Annotated in this window: 13 protein-coding genes; 7 read left to right on the top strand and 6 right to left on the bottom strand. The window is 68.4% G+C overall.

Annotation, left to right across the window (positions count from 1 at the left end; all coding sequences use genetic code 11):
• Positions 1-98: 98 nt before the first annotated feature.
• From ABZO29_RS42845 to ABZO29_RS42860, 4 genes are all read right to left on the bottom strand, one after another.
• Positions 99-737 carry a hypothetical protein gene (locus ABZO29_RS42845; protein WP_367325605.1) on the bottom strand — a complete coding sequence of 213 codons (639 nt, stop codon included), beginning with the start codon at positions 735-737 and terminating at the stop codon, positions 99-101.
• A 91-nt stretch (positions 738-828) separates the two neighbouring features.
• A complete protein-coding gene (locus tag ABZO29_RS42850; RefSeq protein WP_367325606.1) occupies positions 829-1983 on the bottom strand; it encodes a DUF2235 domain-containing protein in 1155 nt (384 codons plus the stop codon).
• Between the two features lie 69 nt (positions 1984-2052).
• Positions 2053-2685: a hypothetical protein gene (locus ABZO29_RS42855; protein WP_367325607.1), complete on the bottom strand. Its 633-nt coding sequence runs from the start codon at positions 2683-2685 to the stop codon at positions 2053-2055.
• Between the two features lie 329 nt (positions 2686-3014).
• Positions 3015-4037: a helix-turn-helix domain-containing protein gene (locus ABZO29_RS42860; RefSeq protein ID WP_367325608.1), complete on the bottom strand. Its 1023-nt coding sequence runs from the start codon at positions 4035-4037 to the stop codon at positions 3015-3017.
• A 191-nt stretch (positions 4038-4228) separates the two neighbouring features.
• Here ABZO29_RS42860 and ABZO29_RS42865 point away from each other — a divergent pair, with 191 nt between their 5' ends.
• The gene (locus tag ABZO29_RS42865) at positions 4229-4708 is read left to right on the top strand and encodes a hypothetical protein (protein ID WP_367325609.1); all 480 of its coding nucleotides are present in this window, start codon (positions 4229-4231) and stop codon (positions 4706-4708) included.
• A 267-nt stretch (positions 4709-4975) separates the two neighbouring features.
• Positions 4976-5440 (top strand): ATP-binding protein, encoded by a 465-nt coding sequence (locus ABZO29_RS42870; RefSeq protein ID WP_367325610.1) that lies wholly within the window; start codon positions 4976-4978, stop codon positions 5438-5440.
• Here ABZO29_RS42870 and ABZO29_RS42875 read toward each other — a convergent pair.
• Together ABZO29_RS42875 and ABZO29_RS42880 are read right to left on the bottom strand one after the other, a co-directional pair.
• A complete protein-coding gene (locus tag ABZO29_RS42875; protein WP_367326398.1) occupies positions 5427-6974 on the bottom strand; it encodes a serine/threonine-protein kinase in 1548 nt (515 codons plus the stop codon). The genes ABZO29_RS42870 and ABZO29_RS42875 overlap by 14 nt on opposite strands.
• Positions 6975-7109: 135 nt before the next feature.
• Positions 7110-8354 carry an ROK family protein gene (locus ABZO29_RS42880; protein ID WP_367325611.1) on the bottom strand — a complete coding sequence of 415 codons (1245 nt, stop codon included), beginning with the start codon at positions 8352-8354 and terminating at the stop codon, positions 7110-7112.
• 246 nt (positions 8355-8600) lie between these two features.
• Here ABZO29_RS42880 and mmsA point away from each other — a divergent pair, with 246 nt between their 5' ends.
• The 5 genes from mmsA to ABZO29_RS42905 all read left to right on the top strand — a co-directional run bounded on the left by mmsA (position 8601) and on the right by ABZO29_RS42905 (position 16495).
• Positions 8601-10121, top strand: coding sequence for a multiple monosaccharide ABC transporter ATP-binding protein (mmsA, locus tag ABZO29_RS42885; protein ID WP_367326399.1), 1521 nt, complete (start codon positions 8601-8603; stop codon positions 10119-10121).
• Complete coding sequence (mmsB, locus tag ABZO29_RS42890; RefSeq protein WP_367325612.1) at positions 10118-11416, top strand: multiple monosaccharide ABC transporter permease; 1299 nt, start codon at positions 10118-10120, stop codon at positions 11414-11416. Before mmsA ends, mmsB begins: the two co-directional genes overlap by 4 nt.
• An 80-nt stretch (positions 11417-11496) precedes the next feature.
• A complete protein-coding gene (locus tag ABZO29_RS42895; protein ID WP_367325613.1) occupies positions 11497-12600 on the top strand; it encodes a substrate-binding domain-containing protein in 1104 nt (367 codons plus the stop codon).
• 224 nt (positions 12601-12824) lie between these two features.
• Positions 12825-15518, top strand: coding sequence for a SpoIIE family protein phosphatase (locus tag ABZO29_RS42900; protein ID WP_367325614.1), 2694 nt, complete (start codon positions 12825-12827; stop codon positions 15516-15518).
• A gap of 20 nt (positions 15519-15538) precedes the next feature.
• Complete coding sequence (locus ABZO29_RS42905) at positions 15539-16495, top strand: GlxA family transcriptional regulator (protein ID WP_367325615.1); 957 nt, start codon at positions 15539-15541, stop codon at positions 16493-16495.
• Positions 16496-16568: the final 73 nt, after the last annotated feature.

Genomic DNA, 16568 nt, shown 5'->3' on the forward strand with positions numbered 1-16568 from the left:
CTTTCCAACGGCCCGGTCAACCCCCTTCGACCACCCTCGGTGGCCGCGGGGGAGACGGCGACGAGGAGGAGACCGTTCGGGTGAGCGGGGTGGCCGGCTCAGTCCGCGGCGGCAGGACGTGGGCCGGCCGGAGGCCGTCCCCAGAGGATGTGCAGACTGACCACCAGCGCCCAGGCCGGGAAGACCAGTTCGGACCAGGGCACGCTGGCTCCCACCACGAGCAGCGTCAGGCCCGACGCATAGCCGAAGACGACGAGCGGGCGCGGAGAGTGGCCGAGCCGGCGGCCGATGGTCGAGGTCGTGATGATGAAGACCGCTGCCATACGCATCGCGTACGTGGTCAGCAGGGTGTAGGCGAAGTAGCGGCCGAAGGGGGAGGGCTGCTGACTGTCGGCGAGTACGGTTCCGGCAGCCGCGGCAGCGCCGAACAGGGTGGCGACGAAGACCAGACCACTGCCCAGGAACACGGTGGAGACGAACCGGTCCTCGCCCTCACCGGCCTGCTCGCGCAGGGCTCCCATGAACCACAGGAAGGCGATCCCGGCGAACGGGAGCAGCGCCAGCGCCGTCTGCACGGCATCGCGCTGTCCGCCGTCGACGGAGACTTCGTGCCCTTCGGCCCCGCCGGGCAGGGCGATGCGCACCAGGACGATAGCCGCGGCAATCAGGACCGCGAACACGATTCCGGCCATCCCGGCGGCCCGGCGTGTCCCGAGACGCGCCAGCTTCTGCTCCATGCTCTCCCGCTTCCTGTCTGCACTTCTGTTGTACAGACAACAGCCATCCGGAGCTCGCGCCACCGGAGCCACTCGGAGGAGGAGGCAGCCGCTATGTGGTCGGGTCCAGTCCGTCCAGCGCGAGACCCGGCAGCAGCACCGGCTCCAGTCGGACGCGCGCCGGTTCGGCGAGGTACCGCTCGAGCTCCGGCGGCCGGTAGCCCGTGTCCTTGTCGTGGCGCTCCTTGGCCGGCACCGTCAGGAACTCGTTCCCGTCGAGGCGGCCCTCGTCGTCCGCCGACCGTCCGAGGGGCCGGTGAAGCGGCTTGAACAGTCGGTACAGGGCCGTCCGTGAGGGGTGCAGCTCGCCCAAGGCGTCCGGCTCCACGTGGAAGTCGAGGGTCTTCTCGTCCGGCTTCATCTCCGTCGGCCCGGCCGCGCCGAGTGCTTCGGCGTCGAACTCCAGCCCGTATCTGCGGGCCTGGTCGACCATCCACAGCAGGCTGATGTCGGACAGCCCCGTCTCCTCGTGGCCGCCACCGACATCGCAGTGCGACCCGGCGAACCACACCTGCTTCAGCTCCTGGCCCTGTTCGGCGGCGCCGGGCTGCTGGTGCCACAGCGTCGGCCGGAACGCCGAGCGCTGTTCGTCGATGGCCAGCGCGTGGAAGGCCGCCTTGACCCAGCTGCTCAGCTCGGTGTCGTGGAACGCCCAGCGGCGGTTGAACCGGTTCACGACCGGCTCGAGCCATCTGGGGCCCGGCACCGGGATGCCCAGGGCACCGACCGTGTCCCACACCCCGACGAAGTGGATTTCCGTCTCGTAAGCATACGAACGGCGGAACAAGGTGGAGGCAGCGCCGCTCGGCTTCTCGACTCGGTCGCGATAGAGGGCCCATGCCTCCTTGACCCGGTCGGCGTGATCCCGGCGCAGGATGCCGCAGTTGCGCACCAGACCCGCCAGGCTGCGGGCGGTGAACGCGCCCCGGCTGAAGCCGAAGAGGAACAGCTCGTCGTCGGGTTCGTACGTCGTGACGAGGAAGCGGTAGGCGTCGAGGACGTTGCGGGACAGGCCCACGCCGAACGCGCCGCCGCGCAGGCGCTCCCATTGCCGGATGCCCACGCCGCTGTGGTAGTACACCCGCTGGTCCTTCCCGGCGGCGGACCCCGGGTGTACGGACAGGGCGACCTTGGTGACGTTCGTCTTGCTCGGCTGGTCGGCGAAGTTCCACGTTCCGTCGCAGCAGACGACCAGACGCTTGGCCATGGCCATCCCTCCTCGCGTAAGTGCGGTGCCCGCTCCCGCTTCGCCGCGAGAGGTGGGAACGCCCTGCCGTCAGGTGCCCGTTCGATAGTTGCACCGCACGGCGGACCCCGCCATACGTGGCTGACGGACGGTGAATGACGTGTCCCACCCGCGCACGCGGTGGATGCGAGCGGTCTTGGGATAGACCATGGCGTTCTCCGAGCGAGGACCGATCTCGAAGAGGTCGATCATCAGAAAGAGCGGGTAACGCGGAGACTGAGGTACCCGTTTCACGACGACGCCCTCGCAGCCGATGACCGTGCCCGACGGGGTCCAGATGGCCGTCCAGGTGTGTGGCATCGATGCGTCCACGGGCACGGCTACTTCCGTCATGTCGGTTGCCAACCGCTCGTCGGAATGCGCTTTCACCCCGCATCGGGCGTGGCTCTTGCCCTCCCCGACAGCGTCGGCGTCGATTTCGAAAATGCAGATCTCGCCGCTGTCTTCTTCGGACAGGTGCTCCGTCCCCACAAGCCACGCCGCGAGCATGCACCCTTCATTGACGCTCGCACTCACGGTCACATCCACCCGTCCGGTGGTGGGCGCCCACAACAGCTGCTCCGGTGTCTCGGTGCGGACGACGAGTCCGTCCGGGCGATGCCGGTGTGTTCCTCGCCGAGAGCCAAGTGGGCCGGAGAAGACCCCGGTCTGCAGGTTGGACACGCGAAGCGGAGAGCGTCCTCCTCTCGCCAATCCGGCTGATCGGCGTCAATGCGCAATCGCAGCCCGGAATTGTCGATGTCGTACCGTGCCTGAGACCGCTCGGGTGATGTCCAGTGCGGCAGGTAGTGATCGACCCACCGATCCGTCCTGAGATGCGGAGCGGTGAAATCGTCCTCGAAATCGGGCTCGCGAGGCGGCGGCTCGGGGAGCCGATCGGCAATGGTCGTCATGGCGGACATCATGCCTGACGGCGGAATTCCGACAGGACCACCCACGCCTGAATGCGTGGGCCTACTGGTCGAATTTACTGGCCCAACTCGCAAAGGAAGTCAGGTATTTGGCGTCGGCGCAAGGTCCGGATCCGGCCGCTGTGGCGCCCGCCCCTCTCGTGCGAGCAGGGCGGCACCGAGACGGGTGAGGGTGTGCAGGACCGTGTTGGCGTGGCGGTGACTGGTGATCAGTCCGGCGTCGCGCAATACGGTGGTGTGGTGGGTGGCGGTCCCCGTGGACACTCCCGCCTGCCGGGCGGCGTCGGTGGTGGTGACACCGGTGGCGGTGGCCCGGAGGATGGCGGCGCGCGTCCGGCCGAGCAGGGCGTGCAGGGGCGGGGCGTCGGTGGCCGGGGCCGCCTCTGCCGCGTGCTGGAGGGGGTACAGCAGGACGGGCGGCAGACCGGGGTCGGCCAGGGCGACGGGGGTGTTCCAGCAGAAGTACGAGGGGATGAGAAGCAGTCCACGTCCGCCGAGGTGGACGTCCCGCTCCTCCGGATAGCAGTCGATCTCCAGAAGGGGATGGCTCCAGCGGATGGTCGGCGCCAGGCTGCCGAGCAGGCCTTCCGTTCCGTGGCAGAGCAGGGTGTTGGCGTGGCGGACGCGCTCCGCGCACAGCCGTTCGGCGATGTGCTCCTCGTAGGGGTCGATGACGACCTGGGCGTACGTACGCAGAAGCTCCGTCAGCCGACTCCGGGTGTCGGGCTCGGTGAGGCTGTGGGCCCAGGCCGGAGCCCGGACGGTCCGGGCGAGCCGTGCGATCTCCCCGGCCACCTGTCCGCGCGGCGCCGCCAGGATGGCGTCCAAGCCTGCCTCGAGTCCTTCGGCGCCCTCCAGCGGCGTGAGGAAGTCAGGGAAGTAGATCGCGCGGGGGAAGAGCGGCAGCAGAAGGTTCTTCACCTTGCGCTCCAGCCCGGCCTCATGGAGCCGAGCGCATGTGGTGCGGTGCCAGTGCGCGTACGCCCAGCGTCCCTCCCTGGTCTGGAACCGGTGGAGGCTTACGGCTATCTCCCACAACGGGTGCGGAGCCCCCGCGACCCGGGTTCTGGTCAGATCCTCGGCCGTGAAATGGAAGCGGAGCATCACTCTCCCTTCAGCCCACCCGCCTGCGACTCTTCACCTGCTTTGAATGAGCATGACAGCAGCTGAGCCGGCTGGAAGCATCGTTTTCCGTCAAACCAGTACATCGCTGCACATGGGTCCCAAGCCTCACTTGGGCCCCGCACGACTCAGCGACTCGCATCTCCCTCCGACCGATAACTGGGAGTAGTCACATGCAGAATTCGTTCAAGCCTCAGCGCCGGGGGGCCTGGGGCGGCCGACACTGGGCGGGGCTCACCGCTCTGATCGCAGCCTTCGCCGCCGTCGTCGCCTTTTTGGCGCCGGCTGCGACAGCGGCCGAACAGGTGGACTCGGAACTGATCATTTCCTCGGACACCTACGGCTACGCCGGGGCGACGTTCGACTGGACCGGCCCCGGCCGCGCGTCCAACATCGACCTGATCGTCTCGGACTGGGGCTGCGACTCCAACCCGGTCTACGCGTACTTCCGTGTCACCCGAACCAACGGAGGAGTCTGGACCACCGACACCAAGCGCTGGGACTACTCCGGGTGCGACACGGGTGACTACACGACGTACAACGATCTCTCCCTGTCCGACGGCTACAACATCGCCTACCTGCAGGTCGTGATCTGCGTCAGGAACGGTGGCTGCCACACAGGCGGGAAGTCGGGCCGCAATCCGCTGGCCTGAACCTGAGACCGGAACTTGAAGAACGCGCGGACGGCTTCCCACCCAGGGACGGGAGGTGAAGCCGTCCGTCGGCCTGTTCCCCGTCATTCCAGGCATCCCGCCTTGATGGAATCCTCCCGAAATCTGTTGTCAACCGAACCGCGCACCAGGACAACTCCCACGTGAAGGTCCCCATGAAAAGCCGCCCAGTGGCCTGCGGACGACACCTCGCTCGATGCGCGGACACCGTTGACGCGCACAGGCCGCGTCAACCCCTGCGAGCACGTTATGTCCGTTCTCAGCTCTGGCGGGTCCCGTACCGTGCGCGCGACCTGCACGTGGACTCTCCCAGCGACGCTTGAATCGCCGGGGGAGGCGCGGCGGCAGGTCATGGACCGGCTGCGGCGCTGGTGCCACTCCCAACCGGCCGACGAAATCGTGCTGGTGGTCTCCGAACTGGTCACCAATGCGGTCCGCCACGGCGCGGGGCCCGTCTGGCACACCCTGAAGGTCATCCGCGACGAAGCCGCCGCATGGGTCGTCCGGATCGAGGTGGGAGATCACGGCTCCGGCTGGGACGGCAGCCCAACACCTCGGAACACGGCAAGCGGCGAATGCGGCGGACGAGGCCTCCACCTGGTCGAGGCTCTCACTTCCCGATGGGGTACCGACCGCCTCCCTCGAGGCCGGCTCGTATGGGCCGAACTCACCGTCCTGTCAGCGCACTTGGACGTGTCGGTCAGCGCCGGCTGAGGGTGGAGGGGGCCCCGGCGGACTGGGCACCTTCGTCGCCCAGGCTCAGGGTGTCGTGGTCGGTCATCGTGACGACGTAGATGTTGCCCTCGGGGCAGGAGAGCGCGGCCGAGCGGTCGGTCGGGTGGCTGGTGACCGCCTCGAAGACCATCGATGTCCTGCGTACCTCCCGCAGTTCCAGCGCCTCGGTGCATCCCAACTCACGGCCGGTGCCCACTTCGGTCACCTTGCTGACCTGCTTGCCGGCCAACTCACCTCGCAGCGCCGCGTGGAGCGTCAGGGTGACGGCGAACCGGTCGGTCCGGGCCTGAGCGATGCCGTCGGCGGTCGGGGTGCCCGGGCCGGTACCGACCCACGTGCCGGCCCAGGACGTGGGAAGCGAAGCGGCGGTGGGTGAGGGCGACGGCGTCGCGCCGGATGCGTCATTGCCGGACAGACGCTGTACGACGAGCGTGGCCGCCGTGGCGATCAGGGCCGCGGCAATGGTCCCTGCGACCACCCAGCCGGTACGGCCGGACAGCCGGCGTTGCGGGGAACCGGCGGCCGGCCGGACGATGGTTCCTGCGCCGTCGGAAGCCGGGCCGTGCACGGGTTCACGTGACACAACGGCCGCAGCGGGCGGTGGCGCGGGCGTGGAGACCAACGCCTGCGCCTCCTGCTCCCGTACCGCGAGATCCCGCTGCAGCGCCTCGGACAGCAGTTGCGGCCAGGCACCGGTCCGGCCGCCCAGGCGCTCCAGCAGGGCACGGGCGGCGCCGGCCGTCGGCCGCTGCCGAGGGTCTTTGGCAAGGCAGGACCTCAGCAGTGGGACCAGGGCCGCCGGAACGCCGTCGAGGTTCGGTTCCTCGTGCACGATGCGGTAGAGCAGCGCGGCGGCCGAGACCTCCTCGTGCGGGTGGGAGAAGGGGCCGAGGCCCGTCGCCGCGTACACCAACACCGCGGCCAGGGAGAAGAGGTCACCCGGCGCCCCCGGTCTACCGCCACTTGCCTGCTCCGGCGCCAGATAACAGGGCGAACCGATCACACCGCCGGTCCTCGTGTGACGCGAGTCCTCCACTGCTCGGGCGATCCCGAAGTCGATGAGCAAAGGCCTGTGACGGCCCAACAGGACATTGGACGGCTTGACATCGCGGTGGACCAGCCCCGCGCCGTGCACCGCTTCCAGCGCCCCGCAGAGCTCGGCCGCCAGAGCCTGTACGGATTGCTCGGGCAGTCGGCCGTACCGCTGCACCCATTCCGCCAGGGACGGCGCGGCCACGTACTCCGTGGCGAGCCACTGCGGCCGCTGCCCCAGGGGGCTGTAGTCCACGACCGCGGTCGTCCATGGGGAGCGCACCCGGTCGCTGTTGCGGATCTCGCGTGCGAACCGCTCCTCGAACCCGGGCTCCTGTCCGAACTCGGCACGAACGGTCTTCAGGGCCAGCGGGCGCCCCGACACGGTCCGGGACAGATACACCCGTCCCATGCCACCCTCACCGAGCCGCGCCAGCAGTGGATACCCACCAATGGCCCCCGGGTCCGACCCGTCGAGCATCTCCACGCCCAACGCCCCCTCACACCTGCACGCCCCGCCGACCAGGTTCAACTCGGACCAGCCTAACCAGGCGCAGCATCCACATCCGTGCCGAGCACCACCTGCCATCCCTGCCAGGGCGTCGGCGCCGCCCGGTCAATCCGACAGAAGCGCCGAAAGCTGGGGGGAGTAGGTCGCGTGCAGAACCAGCGCGGCGCTGCCCACGACGGCGGCGTCCGTGCCGAGCGGGGACGCCGCGACCTCCACGACGCGGATGTGACGGGCCAGCGGTCTGCTTTCCAGCGCGGACGCGACGATGTCGACGTACCGCGACTCCACATGCTGAATGCCGTGACCGCCGAGAATGATGAGGTCCACGTCAATGAAGTTGGCGATGCTGACCGCGACCGAGGCGACGTGTCCCGCGGCCTCGTCGACGACGGCGGTGGCGACGGGGTCACCGGCTCCCGCCGCGAGCTGGATCGCGGCATGGTCGACGGAGGCCGGATCCTTGTCGAACGGTTGCGACAGCACACTGTCGCCGCCGGGTCGGGCGGCGAGCCGGCGGTGCACCTCGGCGACGATCGCGGACGGGTTGACCAGCCTCTCCAGGCAGCCCCGGTTGCCGCAGTAGCATTCGGGCCCGTCGGGCAGGACGGAGGAGTGGCCGAATTCCCCCGAGTTGAACGAACCGCCCCTGTACACCTGATGGTTGAGGATCAGGCCGCCGCCGATGCCGGTGCCGAAGAAGAAGTAGGCGAAGTTCGCCACGCCTTTGCCCACGCCGGACCAGCGTTCGCCGATCGCGGCGGCGGTGGCGTCGTTGTCGAGCGTCACCGGCAGGTTGGTGGCCTCGCTCAGCATGGTTTGCAGGGGCACCCGTGTCCAGTGGGCGAGTTGAGGCGGGTCGACCATCATGCCGAGCTTGTGGTCGATCGGGCCCGGAGTGGCGAGTCCCAGTCCCAGTACCTGGCTGCGTGGAACCTTCGCTTCGTCGAGTGCATCGGCCACCAGCTCGGCCATGGCGGGCACGACGTGTGACGGGTCGGTGCCGGGAGGTGTGGGACGCCGTTTGACCACCCGCGGCCGCCCCAGCAGGTCGACCACGGCGCAGGTGAGTTCGACGGGGTCGAACACGAGCCCGACGGCACTGCCCGCGTCCGGGTTGATCCGCAGGGTGGTGCGGGGTTTGCCGCCACTGGCGACCCGGCTGGCGCCGTCCTCCCGCACGATCCCCTCGTCCAGCAGCCGGCGCACGATGCCGGAGACCGTCTGCGGGGTCAGTCCGGTCAGCTGGGCGATCTCAACTCGGCTTACTCCGTCGGCGAGCTGGATCTGGTCGAGGACCACCGCTCTGTTGTACCGCCCGACCTTGGGGAGGTTTGTTCCTGCTTGCCGCACGCGCGAGGTCCTCTCTGTTCCAGCTCAATGACGATACCGCCGCGGGGCGTTGACTTAGTAAAACAAATGGATTTAAAGTCCGGTCCCTCAGAGGTACAGCCCGGACACGAAGGCACAACGAGGTGCCGGCGGAGGCAGGTTGATGTCCACGAAATGTCGCATCCCCAAGGACCCGGAACGATGTGATCGTCGCGGTCGCCGCGGCGCGGGGCTCCGCTCATGAACCAACACCCGGTCCTGCTGGAGATGCGGTCGATCACCAAGACGTTCCCGGGCGTGAGGGCGCTCGCGGACGTCAACCTGGTGGTGAAGGAGGGGGAGATCCACGCGATCTGCGGCGAGAACGGCGCAGGCAAGTCCACCCTCATGAAAGTGCTCAGCGGCGTGCACCCGCACGGCAGCTACACGGGCGACATCGTCTACCGCGGTGACGAGGTCCGCTTCCATGACATCCGCGCCAGCGAGCAGGCCGGCATCGTCATCATCCACCAGGAGCTGGCGCTGGTCCCCGGCATGTCGATCACCGAGAACATCTTTCTCGGCAACGAGCCGCGCAGGCGCGGCGGGATCGACTGGAAGACCGCACAGCGCCGGGCGCTCGAGCTGATGGAACAGGTCGGGCTCCACGAGGATCCGGACACGCTGGTCAAGGACATCGGTGTCGGCAAGCAGCAACTCGTCGAGATAGCCAAGGCGTTCGCGAAGGATGTGAAACTGCTCATCCTCGACGAGCCGACCGCGGCGCTGAACGAGGCCGACTCCCGGCATCTGCTGGACCTGCTGCGCGGCTTCCGGGAGCGCGGCATCACGTCGATCATGATTTCCCACAAGCTCAACGAGATCGAGGCGGTCGCCGACACCATCACGATCCTGCGGGACGGCCGGACGATCGAGAGCCTCGACGTGCGGGCCGACGGCGTCAACGAGGACCGCATCGTGCGCGGCATGGTCGGCCGCGAGCTCAGCAGCCGGTTCCCCGATCACACGCCGGACGTCGGCGAGGTGTTCTTCGAGGTCCGCGACTGGACGGTGAGGCACCCGAGTTCGGACGAACGGCTCGTGTGCAAGGGCTCCCACTTCACCGTCCGGCGCGGCGAGATCGTCGGCTTCGCCGGACTCATGGGCGCCGGACGCACCGAGCTCGCGATGAGCCTGTTCGGCCGCTCCTACGGCCACTACCTCTCCGGCCGGGTCTTCAAGGACGGCAAGGAGATCCAGCTGAAGTCGGTGGCGGACGCCATCCGGCACGGACTCGCCTACGTCAGCGAGGACCGCAAGTCGATCGGCCTCAACCTGCTGGACGACGTCAAGACCTCGATGGTGGCCGCCAAGCTGTCGAAGATCGCCCGGCGTCGCGTCGTCGATCCGGTTCGTGAGCATCACGTCGCCGAGGAGTTCCGCCAGAGTCTCAGGATCAAGACCCCCAGCGTCGACGAGGGCGTCGTGAAGCTCTCCGGCGGCAATCAGCAGAAGGTGGTCCTGGCGAAGTGGATGTTCACCGACCCAGACCTGCTGATCCTCGACGAGCCGACACGCGGCATCGACGTGGGTGCCAAGTTCGAGATCTACGGGATCATCCAGCGGCTCGTCGGCCAGGGCAAGGGCGTCATCGTCATCTCCTCCGAGCTGCCCGAGCTCATCGGACTGTGCGACCGCATCTACACCGTGTTCGAGGGTGCCATCACCGGTGAGGTGACGCGCCGCGCAGCGAACCCGGAACTCCTCATGAAGAAGATGACCTCCAACACGAAGACAGCGACCCCATGAGCCGCATCACAGACTTGCAGAAGAACCTCTTCGGAGGCACAACCTCCAACGCCCGCCAGTTCGGCATGATTTCGACTCTCGTGGCGATCGTCGTGCTGTTCCAGATCTGGACCGGAGGCCTGACACTGACCTCCGGCAACCTCATCGCCGTCGTCAGCCAGTACTCGTACATCCTGATCCTCTCCATCGGCATGCTGATGGTGATCGTCGCCGGCCACATCGATCTCTCGGTCGGCTCGGTCGCGGCGTTCACCGGCATCGTGGTCGCCAAGGTGATGCAGGAGTACTCGCTCCCGTGGCCCCTGGGCATCCTGCTCGGCCTGCTCGTCGGCGCGGCGATCGGCGCCTGGCAGGGTTTCTGGGTCGCCTACGTGGGGGTACCGGCCTTCATCGTCACCCTGGCCGGGATGCTGCTGTTCCGGGGCGGCAACCAGTACATCGGCAACGCCGACACCGTGCCGGTCCCCACCGGCTTCCGTGACATCGGAGCCGGCTTCCTGCCGGAAGTGGGGCCGGACACCGGATACAACAACCTGACCCTGCTGCTCGGCCTGGCCGCGTGCCTGGGCGTGGTGTGGCGGGAGTGGAAGGCACGGCAGACCCGGCGCGCGATGAACGCCGACGCCGCCCCGCTGTGGGTGACGGGCATTCGGCTGGCCGTGATGCTGAGCGTCATCGTCTTCGCGACGCTTCGCTTCGCCGGTGGCCGCATCGGCACCAGCCTGCCCATCTCCGGCATCATCCTGATCGTCCTGGTGCTCGCGTACTCTTACTACACGCGCAACACCATCGGCGGCCGGCACATCTACGCCGTCGGAGGCAACGCCCGCGCCGCCGAGCTGTCCGGGGTGAAGCTCAGGCAGGTCAACTTCCTCGTCATGATGAACATGTCCGTCCTCGCCGCACTGGCCGGCATGATCTTCGTGGCGCGGTCCGCGGCCTCCGGCCCGCAGGACGGTCTGAGCTGGGAACTCGACGCCATCGCGGCCGTCTTCATCGGCGGCGCGGCGGTCTCCGGCGGCCTCGGAACCATCAGCGGCTCCATCGTCGGCGGTCTCGTCATGGCTCTGCTCAACAACGGCCTGCAACTCGAGGGCGTCGGCTCCGACATGGTCCAGATCATCAAGGGCCTGGTCCTCCTCCTCGCCGTCGCATTCGACGTCTACAGCAAGAAGCAGGGGCGCTTCTCGATCATCGGAACGCTGATGCGCCCGTTCCAGCGGGACGAGGCGGCCGCACCGGCCGATTCGCCGAAGCAGGCCTCCGATCCGGACAAGGCTCAGGTCGTGGGCTGAACGCACGACCGTCACCGAGGGCGCCGCCAACCACGGCGCTCAACTCACCCGGCACCACGGCAAGAAGGGCTCATCCCACCATGCGTACAAGCATCATCCGAAGCATCGCCGCGGTCGGCGCCGTCGCGCTGCTCACCCTGGGCACGGCATGCTCCAACGAACGTGAGGGCGCCGACTCGGGCAGCGCCGACGCCAAGGGGTTCGCGAAGGACTCCCTCGTCGGGGTCGCGCTGCCCGCGAAGACCTCGGAGAACTGGGTGCTCGCCGGTGACCTGTTCACCAACGGCCTCAAGGAGGCCGGCTTCAAGGCGGACGTGCAGTACGCGGGCGCCTCGACCACCGTCGCGGACCAGCAGGCGCAGATCTCGTCCATGGTCACCAAGGGCGCGAAGGTGATCGTCATCGGCGCGACCGACGCCTCGCAGCTGTCCACCCAGGTGGCGCAGGCCAAGCAGGCAGGCGCGACCGTCATCGCCTACGACCGGCTGATCACCAACACGCCCGACGTCGACTACTACATCGCGTTCGACAACTTCAAGGTCGGCCAGCTGCAGGGGCAGGCGCTCCTCGACGGCATGAAGGCGAAGAAGGCCAAGGGCCCCTGGACGATCGAGCTGTTCTCCGGCTCGCCCGACGACAACAACTCCAAGGTCTTCTTCGATGGTGCGATGGACGTGCTCAAGCCGCTCATCGACAAGGGCGACATCGTTGTCGGATCCGGTCAGACGGACATCAAGCAGACGGCGATCCAGGGATGGAAGGCGGAGAACGCCCAGCAGCGGATGGACTCGTTGCTGACCTCGACGTACGGCACGAAGACGCTCGACGGCGTCCTGTCCCCGAACGACACCCTCGCCCGCGCGATCATCACCTCGGTGAAGGGTGCCGGCAAGCCGGTCCCCGTCGTCACCGGGCAGGACTCCGAGGTCGAGTCGGTGAAGTCGATCATGGCGGGCGAGCAGTACTCGACCATCAACAAGGACACCCGCAAGCTCGTCGTCGAGACCGTCACCATGGTCAAGGCCCTGCAGAAGGGCGACAAGCCGGAGATCAACGACACCAAGTCGTACGACAACGGTGTCAAGGTCGTCCCCTCGTACCTCCTCCCGCCGGTCATCGTGACCAAGGAGAACGCGGCCGAGGCCTACGCCAACGACCCGAAGCTGGCGCCGCTGACCAAGTAGACGCCGACCGCTGCTGTCCCGCATCCGGCGCGGGACAGCAGCGACGGCTTCCACTTGGGGCGAATTCCCACCCTGGTTGGCTGGAGTGACTGCAGTGACTGGTGTGATGAGAGAGACGAGGGAGGTCCGTCTACGGCCAAAGCTCCAAGCGCGAGGTCGTGACGACTCGTGACGACGAATGCTAGAAAGGCCGGATGGCAGACCGTTTTGCCCGGATTCGACGCATGCTCCCGTGGTCACTCGCGCGAAAGAACTTGCGAAGCGTCGCCGGTCAGATATTCCTTCTGCAGGTGGCGCTGGTGGTGCTGCTTGTGGCATTCGCCGTCTTCGCTCTCGTCCTGCAGTCGCAGCGGGACACCAACGCCGAGGCCAAGCGCCGCTCCATAGCCGTGGCGCAGACTTTCGCGCACTCCCCGGGCGTTCTGCCCGCACTGCAAGCCCCCAATCCGTCGAAGGTGCTGCAGCCGCTCACAGAGGCGGGACGCAAGTCCGCGGGCGTCGACTTCGTCGTGGTGATGGACACGGCGGGGATCCGCTACACCCACCCCATGCCGGACCGGATCGGGAAGCGGTTCGTCGGCAAGATCGAGCCGTCGCTGGCGGGGAAGGTCTACACCGAAAGCGTGCACGGCCCCCTCGGCCACGAAGTCCAGGCCACCGTGCCCATCCGGAACACCGATGGCAGGGTGGTGGCCCTCGTCTCAGCCGGGCTGAAGGTCAAGAACGTGACCAGTCTGGTCGACCGGCAGATACCGATCATCCTGACCGCCGGGGCAGTCGCACTCGGGGTGGCCACCGCCGCCACGGTGCTGGTGGGCAGGAGGCTGCGACGGCAGACCCACAGCCTGGCGCCGAACGAGATGAACCGCATGTACGACCACCACGACGCGGTGTTGCACTCCGTGCGCGAAGGGGTGCTCATCGTCGGGGACGACGGGCTGCTGCTGCTGGCGAACGACGAGGCCAGGCGACTGCTGGACCTGCCCTCGGACGCGGAGGGCCGGCATGTGTCCCAGTTGCCGACCCTGGAACCCGAAACCGTGTCGCTGCTCAGCTCCGGGCGCGAGGCCACGGACGAGGTGCACCTGGCCGGATCGCGGCTGCTGGCCGTCAACCAGAGGCCCACGGACCGCGGCGGCGGCCCCAAGGGAAGCGTGGTGACGCTGCGCGACACCACGGAGCTGCAGGTCGTTTCCGGCCGGGCCGAGATCACGGGTGAGCGGCTCAAGCTGCTGTACGACGCCGGACTGGTCATCGGCACCAACCTGGATGTGATCGAGACCGCTGACGAACTCGCCCGTATCGCCGTCCCCCGCTTCGCCGACTTCGTCACCGTGGACCTGGCCGACGCCGTGCTGCACGGCGAGGAGCCGGCGGCAACGGCACGGGGCATGCGACGGGTCGCCGTGTGCGGCATCCGGGACGACCAGCCGCTCTACGAGAAGGGCCGGCTGATCGACTTTCTGCCGTCCACGCCCCAGGCACTCGGCTACGGCAGCGGCCGCTCGGAACTGGTGACCGACCTGTCAGCCGCAACGGGCTGGCAACTGCAGGACCCGGAGCGCACCGAGGCGATCGTGGACTACGGCATCCACTCGCTCATCGCGACTCCGATCCAGGCGCGTGGTGTCGTGCTGGGCATGGTCAACTTCTGGCGCTCCAAGGAGCACGATCCCTTCGACGAGGAGGAGCTCTCGCTGGCGGAGGAACTGGTGGCCCGCGCGGCGGTCAGCATCGACAACGCCCGCCGGTACACGCGTGAGCACGCCCTGGCGGTCACCCTCCAGCGCAGCCTGCTGCCGCGGGCCCTGCCCGAGCAGAGCGCCCTGGACGTCGGCTACCGGTACCTGCCCGCGCAGTCGGGCGTGAGCGGAGACTGGTTCGACGTGATTCCCCTGCCGGGCAGCCGGGTGGCACTGGTCGTCGGTGACGTGGTCGGCCACGGCCTGCACGCCGCCGCCACCATGGGGCGACTGCGGACCGCGGTGCACAACTTCTCCACGCTGGACCTCCCGCCCGATGAACTGCTGAGCCACCTGGACGACCTGGTCAGCCGAATCGACCAGGATGAGTGCACGGACAGCCCCGCCGCCGTCGTGGGCGCCACCTGTCTGTACGCGATCTACGACGCTTCGACGGGCCGCTGCACCATGGCCCGCGCCGGGCACCTGGCTCCCGCACTGGTCCACCCCGACGGAAGCGTCACCTTCCCCGACCTGCCACCGGGGCCGCCACTGGGCCTCGGGGGCATGCCCTTCCAGGCGGCCGAACTGGACGTCGCCGAAGGCTCCCGGCTCGTCCTGTACACCGACGGACTCATCGAGGACCGGACCCGCGACCTGGACGAGGGAATGGAACTCCTGCGCGAAGCCCTGGCGGGCCACCCCGACCGCTCGCCGGAGGAAAGCTGCCAGGCCGTGCTGGAGACACTGCTGCCCGAACGCCCCACGGACGACGTCGCACTGCTCATCGCCCGCACCCATGCGCTGCCGCCGGACCGGATCGCCGAGTGGGACGTGCCGCCCGACCCGGCCGCCGTGGCGGGGGTACGCGCCGCGGTGACCGGCAAGCTCGACGAGTGGGGCCTGTCCGAACTCGCCTTCAGCATGGAACTGGTGCTGAGCGAGCTCGTCACCAACGCCGTCCGCTACGGTTGCGAGCCGATCCACATGCGGCTGATCCACGACCGTACGCTGATCTGCGAGGTGGCGGACGGCAGCAGCACCTCGCCCCATCTGCGGTACGCGGCTACGACCGACGAAGGCGGCCGGGGCCTGTTCCTGGTGTCGCAGCTGACCGAGCGATGGGGCACCCGGTACACGCCCCAGGGCAAGGTGATCTGGGCCGAGCAGGCGCTGCCGAATCACGAAGAGGCCTGCGCCCGGCGTCCATCGGCACTGGCCGTAACCCGGCGCTGACGCCTGCGTACCCTGTCCCCGTGTCAGCTTCTCGCCTGCGTCGCGTCGCCGTTCTTGTGCTCGAGGGGGCGAAGCCGCTCGATGTCGGCATTCCCGCGCAGGTGTTCACCACGCGCGCGAGCATGCCGTACGAGGTGCGGCTGTGCGGCGCGGCTCCCGGTCTCGTGACGGGCGGCGACGGGCTGTCGTACCACGTCGCCCATGGCCTCGACACGCTCGCGTGGGCCGACATCGTCTTCATCCCCGGCTACCGGTTCCCCGACCGTGACGATCCTCCGCGGACCGTCGTCGACGCGCTGATCGCCGCCCACGTCCGGGGCGCGCGGCTGGCCGCCATCTCGACCGGCGCTTTCGCGCTCGCCGCGACGGGCCTGCTCGACGGCAGGCGCGCCACGACGCACTGGCATTACACGCGGGCCCTGGTGGCGAAGCATCCCCTCGTTCAGGTCGACGAGAACGTTCTGTTCGTCGACGAGGGCAGTGTGCTGACTTCGGCGGGCGCCGCATCGGGCATCGACCTGTGCCTGCACATTCTCCGCGGCGACCTCGGGGTGGCCGCGTCGAACCACGCGGCCCGGCGCCTGGTCGCGGCCCCCTACCGCAGCGGCGGTCAGGCGCAGTATGTGCCGCGAAGTGTCCCCGAGCCGCTCGGAGAGCGGTTCGCCGCCACCCGGGACTGGGCGCTGCACCGCCTCGATGAGCCTCTCACCCTCGAGACACTGGCGCGGCAGGCGGCGGTCTCACCGCGCACGTTCTCGCGGCGTTTCGTCGACGAGACGGGGTACACGCCGATGCAGTGGATCATGCGAGCCCGCATCGACATGGCCCGGGAGTTGCTCGAGCGTTCGCAGCGCAGCGTCGAGCAGATCGCCGCCGACGTCGGCCTCGGCACGGGTGCGAATCTGCGGCTGCACTTCCAGCGCATCCTCGGCACCACGCCGAGCGAGTACCGGCGCACCTTCACGCTCGGCGAGTAGTCCCACCGCGTGGCGCGATCCTTTTGAACAGTGGCGATCTCGCCACTGTCAGCGCCGGATGCGGCGAGCGAGC

Origin of the sequence: Streptomyces sp. HUAS ZL42 (assembly GCF_040782645.1) — a bacterium.
In the GTDB taxonomy this organism is placed as follows: Bacteria; Actinomycetota; Actinomycetes; order Streptomycetales; family Streptomycetaceae; genus Streptomyces.